Origin of the sequence: Planococcus sp. ANT_H30 (genome assembly GCF_008369335.1) — a bacterium.
Lineage (GTDB): Bacteria > Bacillota > Bacilli > Bacillales_A > Planococcaceae > Planococcus > Planococcus kocurii.
Window position 1 is genome coordinate 769,915 of record NZ_VOBJ01000001.1, and the last position, 13,395, is coordinate 783,309.

General features: G+C 41.1%; 14 protein-coding genes. 3 read left to right on the forward strand and 11 right to left on the reverse strand.

Annotation, left to right across the window (positions count from 1 at the left end):
- Positions 1-258 precede the first annotated feature (258 nt).
- Positions 259-630 (reverse strand): long-chain fatty acid--CoA ligase, encoded by a 372-nt coding sequence (locus FQ085_RS03580; RefSeq protein ID WP_149455968.1) that lies wholly within the window; start codon positions 628-630, stop codon positions 259-261.
- Between the two features lie 197 nt (positions 631-827).
- Between FQ085_RS03580 and FQ085_RS03585 the strand changes: the two genes are divergently transcribed.
- A complete protein-coding gene (locus tag FQ085_RS03585) occupies positions 828-2,360 on the forward strand; it encodes a hypothetical protein (protein WP_149455969.1) in 1,533 nt (510 codons plus the stop codon).
- Positions 2,357-5,080 (forward strand): DEAD/DEAH box helicase, encoded by a 2,724-nt coding sequence (locus tag FQ085_RS03590; RefSeq protein ID WP_058384480.1) that lies wholly within the window; start codon positions 2,357-2,359, stop codon positions 5,078-5,080. Before FQ085_RS03585 ends, FQ085_RS03590 begins: the two co-directional genes overlap by 4 nt.
- 63 nt (positions 5,081-5,143) lie before the next feature.
- Here the strand turns inward: FQ085_RS03590 and FQ085_RS17980 are convergent, their stop codons facing one another.
- Complete coding sequence (locus FQ085_RS17980; protein WP_169793176.1) at positions 5,144-5,287, reverse strand: hypothetical protein; 144 nt, start codon at positions 5,285-5,287, stop codon at positions 5,144-5,146.
- 27 nt (positions 5,288-5,314) lie between these two features.
- On the reverse strand, positions 5,315-5,725 hold the full coding sequence (locus tag FQ085_RS03595; protein WP_058384479.1) for a single-stranded DNA-binding protein: 411 nt from the start codon (positions 5,723-5,725) through the stop codon (positions 5,315-5,317).
- Positions 5,726-6,014: 289 nt separating this feature from the next.
- On the opposite strand from FQ085_RS03595, the gene FQ085_RS03600 reads away from it, so the two are divergent.
- Entirely contained in the window at positions 6,015-6,446 is a 432-nt protein-coding gene (locus FQ085_RS03600; RefSeq protein ID WP_058384478.1) for a YwpF family protein, read from the forward strand.
- Positions 6,447-6,562: 116 nt separating this feature from the next.
- On the opposite strand, the gene FQ085_RS03605 is transcribed toward FQ085_RS03600, so the two are convergent.
- The 8 genes from FQ085_RS03605 to atpD form a co-directional block, all read right to left on the reverse strand.
- Positions 6,563-6,949, reverse strand: a complete 387-nt coding sequence (locus FQ085_RS03605; RefSeq protein ID WP_071153058.1) for a hypothetical protein — start codon at positions 6,947-6,949, stop codon at positions 6,563-6,565.
- 52 nt (positions 6,950-7,001) lie between these two features.
- Positions 7,002-7,442 carry a 3-hydroxyacyl-ACP dehydratase FabZ gene (gene fabZ, locus FQ085_RS03610; protein WP_058384476.1) on the reverse strand — a complete coding sequence of 147 codons (441 nt, stop codon included), beginning with the start codon at positions 7,440-7,442 and terminating at the stop codon, positions 7,002-7,004.
- A 79-nt stretch (positions 7,443-7,521) separates the two neighbouring features.
- A complete protein-coding gene (locus tag FQ085_RS03615) occupies positions 7,522-7,785 on the reverse strand; it encodes a DNA-directed RNA polymerase subunit beta (RefSeq protein WP_058384475.1) in 264 nt (87 codons plus the stop codon).
- Between the two features lie 114 nt (positions 7,786-7,899).
- Positions 7,900-8,898, reverse strand: coding sequence for a rod shape-determining protein (gene mreB / locus FQ085_RS03620; protein ID WP_058384474.1), 999 nt, complete (start codon positions 8,896-8,898; stop codon positions 7,900-7,902).
- A gap of 295 nt (positions 8,899-9,193) precedes the next feature.
- Complete coding sequence (gene murA, locus FQ085_RS03625) at positions 9,194-10,492, reverse strand: UDP-N-acetylglucosamine 1-carboxyvinyltransferase (protein ID WP_058384473.1); 1,299 nt, start codon at positions 10,490-10,492, stop codon at positions 9,194-9,196.
- A gap of 350 nt (positions 10,493-10,842) precedes the next feature.
- Positions 10,843-11,076, reverse strand: coding sequence for a DUF1146 family protein (locus FQ085_RS03630; RefSeq protein WP_058384472.1), 234 nt, complete (start codon positions 11,074-11,076; stop codon positions 10,843-10,845).
- Positions 11,077-11,393: 317 nt separating this feature from the next.
- A complete protein-coding gene (locus FQ085_RS03635) occupies positions 11,394-11,798 on the reverse strand; it encodes a F0F1 ATP synthase subunit epsilon (RefSeq protein ID WP_058384471.1) in 405 nt (134 codons plus the stop codon).
- Positions 11,799-11,822: 24 nt separating this feature from the next.
- Positions 11,823-13,238, reverse strand: a complete 1,416-nt coding sequence (atpD, locus tag FQ085_RS03640) for a F0F1 ATP synthase subunit beta (RefSeq protein WP_058384470.1) — start codon at positions 13,236-13,238, stop codon at positions 11,823-11,825.
- Positions 13,239-13,395: the final 157 nt, after the last annotated feature.

Genomic DNA, 13,395 nt, shown 5'->3' on the forward strand with positions numbered 1-13,395 from the left:
ATGAACATTTTTTGTCACAACTTTTATGCTATTTCTGTGATTCATCGTTCTTTCAGATCCTCCCGAAATTTTTTTCTTACGAAGTTGAAGCACAGATCTCTTTCACTAAGTACGATGAACAAAGGTTCTTCCTCACACACGACTACTTACAAAATCGCACTCTATACCGATCTATCTCTGCCAAGAGAATACTTAATACGAAAAAGCCTACCAACTAACCAAAATAGGTTAGCTGGTAGGCACAGGAGAATCGCGTTGTTATTTTTTCGTGCGCGTTCGTTGATGTCGGTGACGTGGAGTGGTGACCATAAAATGCATTTCGTTTGGCTCAATATAAATACATAGTTGTTCCAAAATACATGCCACCAAAACATGAAACTCCTCATCAGATAATTGCCGTTTGTAAAAAACGATTCGGTTCATTTTGAAATCAATCTGTATTTGCGCTAGGTGCTCTGGAAACAATTGAGGGTTATGGATACTGTAACAATCACCATCTGATGAAATTTGCCAACTGATTTTACCAAACACCAATTCATCCTTCGTATAGACTACTTCCCAAGCTCCAACGTCCTTCGGATGCAAAACAGAACGCAAGTCCGGAATTTCTAAAACAAACGAATTGAACAACTATCATTCTCCTATCCAAAACGATATAATTAGGTCTTTATAACTTTTATAATACCATTTATCTTACACAAAAAGAGGACTAAGCAGAAATAAATTCGCTATTTTTTAGGCTATGCTGCACTAAACGATTGTTCACCGTTTACGGAGCAGTCTGAAAGTCGTATAATAGAAGGAAAGTCTATTTTGGGGCGATGCATATGGCTACGGTTCAATCCCTAGCGAAAAGATTCGAAGATACGATTCACAATTATATGGCTGCTATCGACAAATCACTTCTACCGACTCGTGCGTTGGATGAAGAAATGGTTCGAAAAGCAGTCTTTTTAGTGCGACACGATGGTGTACAAATTCAATCATTTAACGAAGAACGCTTATTACTTGAAGCTATTGTAAAAGATGCTCATGCAGTGAAGGTTATTTTGAACTTTGACAAGCTTACGGCAATTTGTGCTTGTCCACAGGAGCCCATGTGCCGCCACCGATTGGCGGTCATTTTTGCGCTGTATCAAAAAATCGGTTCTCTTTCAGAATGGGTAACCTCTTGGCGTGAACCTGAAAATAAACAACTCACCTTATTAGCTGAGAAACGCTCTCCTGAGCAGTGGACAAAGCTAATCCGCAGCATCTGGCGCGATGAAATTCCAGATTACACAACACGCAATTATTTTTATTTTGAACAAATGTATGATGGTCGTTTGAAAAACGCATTGTCTTATATGCCTTTAGAACGTGAGTGGAAGGTTCTTTACCGCACTTATGCTCATTTTATTTCTTTGACGGAAGTATGGGCGACTTTTATCACGGGTACACAAGAAGTTCACCATTCGTTTTTTAAGACTTGGTTTGATGACGAAATCCATGCATTGCGGGATTTGCTTGAGCAACTGCGTGTGCAGCACCGGACATTCGAAACAGATGCTTTTTTTGAACACTTGAAAATCATAATCCGAGAGTTTATAGAAGAAAAAGATCAATCGTTTTCACAGCGTTTTTCACTTTACGAATTATTTTGGACTACCTTGTTTACTACGAGCAGATTGCGTGAAGAAGAACTGTTGGCTTTTAAAAATCCGGATGAACGTTTAAAAACTTTTTTTGCCGTTTTGTTAAAGAAAGAATTGGACGTTAAAAAAATATCGCCAAACGAAACACACGACTGGGTCGCTTTAGCTGTTCTTGCTGAAAATGAAGGGCACTTACAAGCGCTGACCAGTATTCTCTTGGCCATCAAGCCTCACGTAAAAACATTTCTCTTTGAAGGACTCTATACACAATACCGGCATCAATATGTTCGAACGCTCAGTCGCTTGTTTTCACAAATCGAATTAAGCGAATTAGACTGGGAAGATCTATTCAAGCAGTTTGGTCATTATGGGTTGCCTGCGTACTCTGCTTATTTAATCGAAAAGCAATTATATAAACAGTGGGCAGAATTGCATCACCTTCACAATTCCCCTTTGTATTTTGCAGAGGAGTGCGGTCTTAAAGAAGTACAAAATGAGGCACCTGACTATGTGCTGCCGCTCTTTCACCGATACGCGCTGGCTCACCTTGAAGAACGGAACCGTCCAAGCTACAAACAAGCGGTCCGAATCTGGAAAAAGATGAAAGCAGCCTGTAAAAAGAGTGGTCAACTAGATTTTTGGACTGCTTATATTGCTGAAATCCGGACACAGAACAAACGCCTGCGTGCACTGCAAGAAGAGATCGAGAAAGGAAATCTTATATGAATCAATTCCAAACTGAAGGAAGCCGTCTCTACTATTTAACCATTACCCGTGGAGAACTTTTCCGTATTCAAGCGGTCAATGAAGCCGGCAACCGGATTCCTCCTGAAATCTGGAAGTCGTATTTATATTTTCTGGATAAAGACAGCTTTTTTGGCTTGACTGCACAGACTGATGGCCTGGATTTGGTCTTGACTCCCGCTGATTTTGTTCGTCTATTTCAAAGCGAACCTCACCATTACGTTACATTTGTCGGACAGCGCGCTGAAGATGAGGGCTGGTTGAAGCTTGCCGGAAAAGTGGCAGACTCGTTAAGTGATCCTAAGCTATGGGATCACGTGACGATTGAAGAAAATAATATTATCATTCATGATGCCTACGGCGATAGTGAAATTCGAACGTTTCTTGCTGATACCATTCAACATCAATTGCGCCAAAAAGGATTATCAGTAGCCCAACTTCCTTATATTCAAGGCTTTGTTCAACAAGCAGGTTGGCAAGGGTTACCGGATGCTGACGATTATGTCGTAGCAGTGCAGCTGAGCGAACCGGATGCTAATGAATTTTGGTCTTTTAAAGTGGTTATGCGTTCGAAGCGTGGCAGTGTTTACTGGTCTCCTTCTAAGCGCCGTGCAGATGAACTCATCGATAAAGCTTTACCAGAGAAATGGCGCTCTTTTGCTGAAGATATCAAAAAACGTCAATCGTTGCTACTGAGTTTATGCCCTTCTATAGAAAGTTTTGATGAAGATCGCTTTTACCATACCGAATGGACAGACGCAGAAATTCTTGAGTTTCTGCGCAATGATGCAGAAATTTTGCAAGCTTTTGGTATTGAAGTGTCCATTCCGTCTTGGTTGAAAGTTGTTCAAGAATCAAAAATCCGCGTCAAAGCGAATGTCAATTCACCGATCAAAAAAGCATCGGTTGTCGGGCTTGATCAAATCATTAATTTTGACTGGCAGTTTTCCTTAAATGGTCATGAGCTGAGCATGCAAGATTTCCAACGCTTAGTGTCTGAGAACAAAGAATTTATTCGTATTGGGAACGAATGGGTGCGTGTCGATTCAAACTTATTGATGCAATTGCGGAAGATGATTGAAGAAGCAGAAGATGCTGATTGGACAATCAAAGATATGTTGTTCCAAAATGTCCCTGATATCATGTTGGAGGAAACGGCTGATGAAGAAGATCCATTAGTTGAATTCCATTTGAACCGATCGCTAAAAACATTGCTGGATAAACTACTGGACAAACGCGACTTACCTGAGACACCCTTGCCACAGAATTTATTGACAGAGCTACGTCCTTACCAGAAAATTGGTTTCGATTATTTGGTGTTTATGCGTGAAGAAGGCTTTGGACTTTGTTTGGCAGATGATATGGGGCTTGGAAAAACGGTTCAGTTGATCACCTACTTGCTTCATGTCCATGGAAAAAATCCCGATCAACCATCGCTCATCGTCTGCCCAACTTCAGTGCTCGGCAACTGGCAAAAAGAATTAGAACGTTTTGCGCCTGAGCTAAAGGTCGTCACTCATTACGGAAGCATCCGTCCGAAAGGCGAAGAATTTAATGCCTTCTTAGCTGAAGAAAAACCGGATGTTGTTTTATCGACTTATGGCATCGCCTCTTCGGATGGTGAGGAAATGCAAAGCTTGCACTGGTCGAGTATTACACTCGATGAAGCGCAGAACATCAAGAATATGTACACAAAACAATCCCGGACCATTCGAAAATTCAAAGGTGACCATCACATTGCCTTGACAGGAACACCAATTGAAAACCGTTTGTCTGAATTGTGGTCAATTTTCGATTTTATCAACAAAGGCTATCTCTATCGGATTAAGCAATTCCAGGAGAACTTTATGATTCCAATTGAACGGGATAATTCTGAAGAACACAAAGAAAAATTGCGTCAGCGGATTCAGCCGTTCCTGCTACGCCGGACGAAAAAAGATCCGGATCTTCAGTTAAACTTGCCTGAAAAACAAGAACAGCTGGAATATTGTCCACTAACACCAGAGCAAGCGGCTCTTTACGAAGGACTTGTCCAGGATACGGTGCAGAAAATGGAGACGCTCACAGGATTCGAGAAAAAAGGACTAGTCTTGAAAATGCTTAGTAAATTAAAGCAGCTATGTAATCATCCGTCTCTTTACTTGAAAGAGCCGTATACCAACGCTGCTGAAGTTCTGCCTCGTTCTCAAAAACTGGAGCGCATTGTGACCTTGGCCGGAGAAATTGCTGAACGCGGGGAACAATGTTTGATTTTCACGCAATACATCGGGATGGGACATTTGTTGCAACAGGCAATCAATGAATTATACGGACACGAAGTGCCATTCTTAACAGGCAGCATGCCAAAACAACAACGGGATACCTTAGTGGCTCAGTTCCAAGCTGGAAAATTCCCGATTTTCATCTTGTCTTTAAAAGCAGGCGGTACGGGCCTTAACTTAACAGCCGCAACGCATGTCTTACATGCAGACAGATGGTGGAATCCAGCTGTGGAAAATCAGGCGACTGACCGTGCTTACCGGATTGGTCAAACCCAATTTGTTCATGTCCATAAATTTGTGACAATCGGGACGATTGAGGAGAAAATTGATTCGTTATTGGTTCAAAAACAATCGATGTCAGAAGAATTTATTCAATCCAGTCAATGGATGACCGACCTTTCTGATCACGACTTGAAAGAATTATTTACTTACACACTTTAACTAGCGTTAAATAATCCGGCCAGGTCCCCACCTGGCCGGATTTCCCCTTTTAGACGCGAATACTCACCCTTTTTGAATCGAACGGAAAATCACTTTTAGTTCACTTAGTTCCCGCTCGGCCTCTGCCAATCGTTGATGGAGCAAAGCCGTTAGTTTGATTAATTGCTCCATATGCACTTCTAGCTGCAGCTGCACATCTTTTGGCATAGCTAAGTGCCTCCTTTGTTTACTCATTTATGCATTGATTTGTTCAGTTTGTGGCGGTTGGAAATCGAAGTCTGCATCGTTTTGCGGCACTTCTGACTGCGGAGCATTTTCTTCTTGTGACTTTCTTTTATCCAGGAATCGAATTTGATCACCGAGTACTTCTGTCACATAAATACGTGTGCCGTCTTCTTTATCGTAGGAGCGTGACTGAAGACGTCCTGTAACTGCGACGAGTGAACCTTTGACACAGTATTTCGAGACATTATGCGCCGGTTTCCCCCAGCTGGAACAAAGTACAAAATCTGTTTCTATTTCTCCTTTCTGATTTTTGTAGTTTCTCGAAACTGCAACGATGAAGGAAGTATGTATCCGACCTTCATTCATGACTCGCATGGATGGATCTTTTGTTAAACGCCCTACAATCCCAACTTGATTCATTTTCTCACCCCCTTTGCTTAACTAGAGCATACTAAGAAGATTGAATTCTTTGCAAAGTAGGAAAAATAATTTTTTGGGGCTTTTCCTCTATCATATTTCATTTTTGATCGATTGCTAAAAATAGTTTTCGCTGCTATTAGTTGAGTTTGTTCAGTTTTCATACGAGTGCACTGCAAATCAAAACTGATTTTTAGTAGAATCTGGATATTTCCAAACAAGCTTTTTCGGTATGCCAGCCAAATCTTCTATATGCTATACTGAAACAAAGTTGTATAGGAGGCATTGCTAAATGAAAACATTTAAAATGCTGTCATTGGGTATTGAAAAAGATGACCAAGTGACGGATTATCCGGTAAATGACGGCATCATCATCAACCAAGAAAATAGTGAACGCTCGTGGATTCTTGAAATGCTGATTGATTTAGAACATCAAGATACGTTTGATCAGCTAAAAAAAACAAAAGAGACGGTCGCCGTCCAAGTTGTCATTTCTTATCCTGGAAACGAACCTGCCCCTTTTGAAGTAGAAGTTCATGATGTGAAAATCATGGGTGATCATGTTTCAGTCTTAATGAAAGGTACACTAAAACGAGCTCGTCGAAAATACGCAGAAACTTTGCTGTCAGAGTTGCTAGAAGATGGACTTGAAGGCCAAGACTTACTCGAACGCTTTGAAATCGATATGCGTACGCGGCCAGGGCTTCGTAAAGACGAAACTTAACGGCACCTTAAAATCCCATATAAAAAGCTGTTCCTGAAAGTCTACATTCTGACTTTCAGGAACAGCTTTTTTATTCTTAAATGAATGGAAGCGATGTTTATTCGTTTACTCAAACTTTAATCGAGTGATTTTTTTACCAGCTTTTCTTCAATAAAATCCGCTTCTGCTCTGCATGCATAGTCATAAGAGGTATGTAAAAGTTCCTGTTTGGCTTCAATGCGGGCAACTTGTTCTTCAGAAGGGGGTTCGTTTACTATCCGTTCAATTGTTTGATTGATTCTTTCTGCAATACTTTCGTGAAATGCAGGAGCAAGCTTCGTTTCTTCCGGTACTTGTTTATACCACTTTGCCTCATTTTCAATATATGCTTTCCAAGCAGCCAGAAAATCGACTAACTGGTATTTCTCTTCTTGCCATTCAATTTGAGTCATGTATTTTTCGAATACTTTCGAGATGGATTTTGTAATACTGCTTTTCACACTTGGTGGCAGTGATTTGTACATATGACTAGCCTCCATTTCCAAACGCCAAATTTAGATGTGCAGCTTTAGCAACTTACTCTGCTGAAGCTACTGGTCCCAGTGCAAAGAGAATATCGCATTCGCACGCAATTTCCCCATCCACTGTAGCAATTGCATGACCTTTGCCCATTGAACCGCGCAATTTTGTCAATACTACCTCTAAACGCAACTGATCGCCCGGCACAACTTGTCTTTTAAATCGGCAGTTGTCGATGCCTGTAAAAAATGCTAGACGGCCTTTATTGGCATCTAGTTGTAGAACAGCGGCTGCACCAACTTGTGCGAGCGCTTCAACGATTAAAACACCCGGCATAACAGGGTACCCTGGAAAATGCCCATTAAAAAACTCTTCGTTTGCCGATACGTTTTTTAAGCCAACAGCTTTCTTGCCAGCTTCAATTTCTAAAATGCGGTCTACCATCAAAAATGGGTAGCGATGAGGTAAAATTGCTTGAATTTGTTCTGTTGTCAACAATTGATCCAGCTCCTTTTATCTTACTTTACAGTGTCTACTACTCTTTTTTCAAGTGCCATCTACTAGGTGAAGTTTTTCGTTATTTGCCACTCATGATATCTACTATATGCTGCCAAGTTTCCCATTTCAGCGCATCAGCCGGTTCACCATCACCAATGACACCAAAGCCAATCATGACGCCTAAAACAACCGCTAACGCAATCAATGCAATGACAATGATAATACGAAGCCAGATTGGAAACAGCCGTATTTGAACCCACCACGTCTTTTTCGGATTCTCTGTACTTGCTGCATCTTTAGACGTTTTTTTTCGAAGAGAAAAGTTTTTCTTCAGTTCAGCCATTCACTCCGTCAACCTTTCCATCTACTGAATTATCGAATTCCAAACAAAACTCGAATAGATAAACTGTAGTTAGTATAACTAGAATATTCTACTTTGACTATCTGCCGATTGCCCTTATTTTCTGTGGCGAAAAATATTTTCTTTTGCCTCCAGCATCAGACCCGTTCCCAACACAACACATTCCAATGGATTTTCGGCAATTGAAACAGGGATTTCTAATTTTTCGGCTAATAACTGATCCAGCCCGTCCACTAATGCGCCACCACCCGTTAAAATTGCGCCACTTTCAACAATGTCTGACGCTAGTTCAGGTGGCGTTTTCTCCAATACCATTCGCGCTGCTTCAACTATCGATTGAATCGAATCCCGTAAAGCAGTTTCGATTTCCGGTGAAGTAATGATCAACGTTTTTGGAAAAGCCGTTAACAGATCACGTCCACGTATTTCTATTTCTTTTGCTTTGGTACACGATACTGCTGTCCCAATTTCCTGCTTAATCTTTTCGGCAGTTTTTTCACCAATCAACAACTTATGGTGATGTTTAATATAAGTCATTATCTGCTGATCAAAGCGGTCACCGGCTATTTTAATGGTTTCACTTGTGACAATATCCCCCATAGATAAAACTGCGATATCCGTCGTCCCACCACCAATATCAATGACCATGCTGGCGTTTGGTCGATAGATATCAAGACCGGCACCAATTGCCGCTACTTTTGGTTCGACTTCCACGTACACTTTTTTGGCACCTGCTTTTTCTGCGACTTCACGGATTGCATTTTGTTCAATACTCGTGACATTCGTCGGACAACATATTAGAATGCGTGGCTTTGACATAAAACCCTTTAACTTTAAAATATGAATAAAGTGCTTCAGCATTGCTTCAGTAACATCAAAATCGTGGATTACTCCATCTCTCAATGGACGGACAGACACAATGTGTTTTGGCGTTCTACCAATCATTTTATGCGCTTCTTTTCCAATAGCCACGATTTCATTTGTTTTCTTATCCATGGCTACTACTGAAGGTTCGTTCAAAATGATTCCTTTGCCTTTAACATATATTAATACATTTGCAGTCCCTAGATCGATTCCGATATCTTTAGAAAACATTAAGCTCGCACTCCTTTTAAACCAGTTATTCCGTTTGACGACTTATAATCTAGCGCTTTTCGAACGGCATATGTACAAAATGCACAAATCCGTTTGACTTCCCTACTACTCAACGATAGAAAACTCCTCATTGACAAAAATTTCCCACCATTTTTATGTACCTTCAAAAAGATTCTCTTAACAGAGTATTTTATCATAATGTAGATCTCATTGACAAAAATTCCTCGATTTATTCACACCAATTAAAAAAGCTTGCGAGACTGGTAAACAGTGCCGCAAGCCCTTTATAAACGTATTAGACCAATTGCTCAACTTTAACATCAATCTGTTCAGTAGTTACACGCTCAATGTCTGCGCCTAAAGCTGCTAGTTTTAAATGAAAGTTAACATAGCCGCGATCCAAATGATAAAGTTCGTTTACTCGTGTAATTCCATCTGCAGCAAGTCCCGCAAGAATCAATGCAGCCGCAGCTCTTAAATCTGTAGCCGCAACTTCAGCTCCTTGAAGCTTTGAGGGACCTTCCATAATTACCGAACGTCCTTCAATTTTAACTGCAGCATTCATGCGACGGAATTCTTCCACATGCATAAAGCGATTTTCAAAAACTGTTTCCGTCAAAATACCATTGCCAGTTGCCGTTAGCATTAATGACATCATCTGCGATTGCATATCTGTTGGGAATCCTGGATGTGGCATTGTTTTGATATCGATTGAACGGAGCGGACGACTTGCACGGATACGCAATCCTTCTGCTGTTTCTTGAATATCAACACCCATTTCACCCATTTTAGAAATCAAAGCTGTCATATGTTCTGGCACAGCGTTTTCGATCGTTACATCGCCTTCTGTAATTGCAGCTGCGACCATAAACGTTCCTGCTTCAACACGATCTGGGATGATGTAATGTTCAGCACCATGCATCTCTTCTACCCCTTCGATGCGCATCGTATCTGTACCCGCGCCAATAACGCGACCACCCATCTCATTTATGTAATTAGCTAAATCAACAATTTCAGGTTCTTTAGCAGCATTTTCGATAAGTGTTGTGCCTTCTGCTAAAGCAGCAGCCATCATAATATTTTCAGTTGCGCCTACACTCGGAAAATCCAAATAGATTTTCGCACCACGTAAACGACCTACTGTTTTTGCTTCAACAAATCCGTTCCCAAATGTAATGCTCGCACCCATTGCTTCAAAACCTTTTAAGTGCTGATCGATGGGACGTGATCCAATTGCACAGCCACCTGGCAACGCTACACGAGCAAAACCATTACGCGCAAGAACTGGTCCCATTACCAAAATTGAGGCACGCATTTTACGTACATATTCAAATTGTGCTTCGCTCGATAACGTTGCAGAAGAATCAATTAACATTTCATTTTTTTCTGGGAAATACTCAATGGAAACGTTCAAGCTTTTCAAGACCTCTTGGATTGTGTATACATCTGCTAAATTCGGTACTTCTTTAATTACACTTGAGCCTTTAGAAGCCAATAATGCTCCAGCCAATACAGGGAGAACTGCGTTTTTAGCACCTTCTACCCGTACCTTTCCTTTTAACTTTTGGCCGCCTTTTACAATAATCTGATCCACTAATATGCCCTCCATATGTTTAATATTCATCTATATATCTCATCTACAATTAAAAGTCCAATGTCATTATTTAGAACCAAAACCTTATTCATATTACCTTTTTTTTTAATAAAAAACAAGCAACTATACTCTCATTTTGTTCTATTATTAATCGGAACACTACATTGTTCGTATACCTATTCACTTTTATGTCCGTTAAGGCTAAAAGTCATGTTTTAAAAGTATTTCTACTAAACCTTTTCCCCTCTGTCATTAGCGTAAACCTTATACACTCTTTTATTTCCCCGGAAATATTAATTTTGCCGTTTTGCCACAGCTATGAACTTCAAGGCCATGGCAAAACGGCAATTTTAAAACAGATAAGGCAATTGCCTAGACCAAGATGAAATATTTAGGAAAAAAGTAGATACCATTGTCCCTATTGAAATACTAAGAAAAATATATAGAATTTGGGCCTGTAACACATGATGCTTGTGAATAAATTTTTCAAACATTAATGCACGCATCGCATAAAAAGCAACCCCGGTGAAGAAAATATGGCTAAAAATAGAAATCAATGCTGTTTGTCCAATCATGTTTTCCATGTTATCCATCCTTTCATAAATTGAAAAAGCGGACAAAAGTCAATTGCCCTTTTGCCCGCTTCTGCTTTTCTTTATTTTCTAGTTCCAACGGCCAACTCCTCGGGTCATAAGCCACTCTGACTGTCCAGTTGCAAGTGCCTAGCTCTTCGGGTCATAAGGCAACCCAGCTGTGTGGCAAAAGTCGCCACACTACTGGTCTGTCTTATGCCTGTCAGAGCTAAACAGGCACTTTCACTTTTCTTTCTGTGCGGCAAAGAACGCCGCTTCGTCAGTGCGTCTTATGCCCGTCGAATCTACACGGGCTCTTACGCTTTTCTTTAAACATTACCCTCATAAACGTTGATACGATTCATCGCACGCTTTAACGCCAATTCTGCACGTTTAAAGTCGATTTCATCTTTATTTGCCTGTAAAAGTGCTTCTGCACGTTTAGCGGATTCCTGAGCACGAGACAGATCGATGTCTGTTGCGCGTTCAGCCGATTGTGCAAGGATAGTCACTTTTTCAGGACGGATTTCAAGAAATCCGCCGTTTACCGCAACTAATTCTGTCGAGTTGTCTTTCTTTAATCGGACTGCACCGATTCCAAGAGGAGCTACTGTTGGAATGTGACCTGGTAAAATACCCATCTCACCTGTTGCTGTAACTGCAATAACCATAGATACTTCTGAATCGTATACCGGGCCGTCGGGAGTGACAATATTGACTGTAATGGTCTTCATTTTTTTCCCTCCTGGTCCCTGGTTTTAGACTTCTACGCCCATGCCTTTTGCTTTTGCAATAACATCTTCAATGCGTCCAACTAAACGGAAAGCATCTTCTGGCAAGTGGTCATATTTTCCATCAAGAATTCCTCTGAATCCTTTGATCGTTTCTTGAACTGGAACATAAGAACCTTTTTGGCCTGTGAACTGTTCAGCAACGTGGAAGTTTTGAGAAAGGAAGTTTTGAACGCGGCGTGCACGGTTAACCGTCAGCTTGTCCTCATCACTTAGCTCATCCATACCAAGGATTGCAATAATATCTTGTAATTCTCTGTAGCGCTGCAAAGTTTCTTGAACTTCACGCGAGATTCCGTAATGTTCTTCGCCAACAATTTCTGGTGACAATGCACGAGAAGTTGATGCCAAAGGATCCACTGCTGGGTAAATACCCATCTCAGAAAGTTTACGCTCAAGGTTAGTCGTTGCATCTAAGTGAGCGAAAGTTGTAGCCGGAGCCGGATCCGTATAGTCATCGGCTGGTACATAAATTGCTTGAATTGATGTTACTGACCCTTTGCTTGTCGTCGTGATACGCTCTTGTAATTGACCCATTTCAGTAGCAAGTGTTGGTTGGTAACCAACTGCTGATGGCATACGGCCTAGTAATGCAGATACCTCAGATCCTGCTTGTGTGAAACGGTAAATGTTATCGATGAATAGAAGAACGTCTGCGCCTTGTTCGTCACGGAAGTATTCTGCCATTGTCAAACCAGTCAAAGCAACACGCATACGTGCACCCGGTGGCTCGTTCATTTGGCCGAAAACCATAGCCGTTTTCTTAATAACGCCAGAATCGCTCATTTCAAAGAACAAGTCATTTCCTTCACGTGTACGTTCACCAACACCAGCGAATACGGATAAACCACCGTGTTCTTGTGCGATGTTGTTAATCAATTCTTGAATAAGAACTGTTTTACCTACACCGGCACCACCGAAGAGACCGATTTTACCACCTTTGATATAAGGTGCAAGCAAATCGACAACTTTGATACCTGTTTCAAGAATTTCAACTTCTGTGGAAAGATGCTCAAATGTAGGTGCTAAACGGTGAATCGGATCGCGACGCACTGCTGCTGGAATTTCTTCCCCTAAATCGATAACTTCACCAAGCACGTTGAATACACGGCCTAATGTTACATCTCCAACTGGAACAGAAATTGCTTTGCCCAAGTCAGTTACTACTGAACCACGTTGTAATCCATCAGTGGATTCCAGCGCGATTGTACGGACTGAATCATCACCAAGGTGAAGAGCCACTTCAAGCGTTAAAACGACTTGATCTTGGCCGGGACGATCAATATTTACAGTTAAGGCGTTATAAATAGCTGGTAGCTGTCCGTTAGCGAACTTGATATCTACAACAGGTCCCATAACCTGAAGAACGTGTCCTGTATTCATGCTGTTCCCTCCTGTCTTACTTTTTTATAAAATTCCCTATACGGGATACTCGCTTTTTAGAATGTAGCATCTAGATTTTACAGGCTCTCAGGCAATTTACTCTAGAAATAAAATTTCTAGTGCATTTCGCCATTAGCCTGTCGAGTCTACATGAATA